Raw genomic sequence first — 1,713 nt, 5'->3', positions numbered from 1 at the left:
ACGCGGCGAAGTCCCCGTGCCACCCGGCTCCGTCCCGTACGAGTCCGTCCCGTACGAGTCCGTCTCGCGCGGGCCGCCCGGCGAGGGCTGCGGCACGGTGGCGGTGGCCGCCGCTTCCCGCGCCCCCGCCGTTTCCGGGGCCGGGCCGTCGCGGTACGGGTCCCGCCCCGTCACCTCCTCGTACTCATTCGGCGGCTCGCTGTCGTACGGGTCCGCGCCCTCGGGCAGGTACGGGGCCCGCCTCCGGTGGCCCTGCGGCTCCCCCCTGCCCGCGCTCCGGTGCTCCTCGGGGGCGGGTGCGGGCTGGGCGAGCCAGGGGGCGGTCAGGCGCTCCAGCTCGGACGGGGGGCCGGGCGGGGGGAGCGGGGTGCCCGCCTCGGCGGCGGCGCGGGCGCGCTCCTCCTTGTGTGCCTTGACCCACGCCCGGTGCTTGGCGAGGGCCTCGGCGGGCGGGAGGTCGCGGTCGAGCGGCGGGGCGACGGGGGCGGTGATCTCGGGGAGCTTCTGCTCGACGACGAGGGCGGGGTGCTGGGGGTTGCGCTCGGAGATGTGCACGGAGGGGAGCAGGACGACGAAGCCGGTGCCGCCGCGCGAGGAAGGGCGGATGCTGACCTCGATCTCGAAGCGCTGGGCGATCATGCCGACGACGTTGAAGCCGTAGTGGTGGTTCTTGAAGTCCGCGAGGTCGAGCACCTTGCCCGCGAGACAGTCCTCGACGTACTCGCGCATCGCCCAGGGGATCTTCATGCCGCTGTCCTCGATCGTCACGACGATGCCGGCGGGGCGCTCCTCGGCGTAGACGTGCACCTCGGCGGTGGGCGGTGAGAACTGCGTCGAGTTGTCGATGAGTTCGGCGAGGAGGTGCATGATCGCCTCGGCCGAGCGGCCGACGATCGACAGTTCCGTGTCGCAGTGCAGCACGACCCTGCGGTACGCCTCGATCTTGCCGATCGCGCCGCGCAGGATGCGGTACATGACGATGGGCCGGGTCCAGATCCGGCTGCCCCGGCCGCCGACCATCCAGGCGATGCGGTCGGCGGCGAGGGCGAGCCGTGAGGCGGTCTCGTCGAGGAAGAAGAGGTCCTTGAACGCCTCCTGGCCGTACCGGAACTGCATGTCCTGGAGGCGGTGCAGCACGGTGGCGTTGCGCGCCTGCACGCGGGTGAGGCTGTGCCTGACCATGCCGTAGGCGACCTTGGCGCGGCGCATGCCGTAGTGCGCGGACCACGCGAACTCGTCGAGCGCGGCGCGCAGCCGCTCGTCCTCGGGGAGCGGGACGCGGTGCAAGGCGTCGCCGTGGTTGCGCAGTTCGGCGAAGCGGGCGACGACGAGCGGCACCGTCTCGTGCGCGAAGGTCTCGATGTCCTGGTCGAGCCGCTCGGCGCGCTGGGCGGCCTCGACACTCAGCGCGCGGGCGTCGCGCGCGGCCGTGTGCGCGGAGCCGAGCGCGGTCGCGACGGAGTGCAGGGCCGCGCGGAGCGAGGGATCGGAGGGCAGCGAGAGGGCGTCGAGCGCGCGCGTCGCCTCCTCGCCCTCGGCGAGCCGCGCGCCGAGGTCCGGCAGCAGGACGCGGACGAGCCGGGCGATCTCGGCGGTGTGCCCGGAGAGCGCCTCGCGGGCGTCGGTACGGGCCAGTTCGGCGCGCTCCGCGCGGCGCCGGTGCACCCGGACGAGCAGGAAGGCCCACGTGGTGGCGAGGGCGAGGAGCAGCCA

General features: G+C 74.3%; 1 protein-coding gene. It reads right to left on the bottom strand.

The window, feature by feature from the left end; translation table 11 throughout:
- Positions 1–1,713: ATP-binding protein (locus G3I42_RS36730; RefSeq protein ID WP_164291974.1), on the bottom strand; the 1,713-nt coding region annotated here is incomplete at both ends.

Origin of the sequence: Streptomyces sp. SID11385, assembly GCF_010548245.1 — a bacterium.
GTDB lineage: Bacteria > Actinomycetota > Actinomycetes > Streptomycetales > Streptomycetaceae > Streptomyces.
Note: the sequence above shows the minus strand (reverse complement) of the source record. Positions and strands in the feature narration are given on the sequence as shown.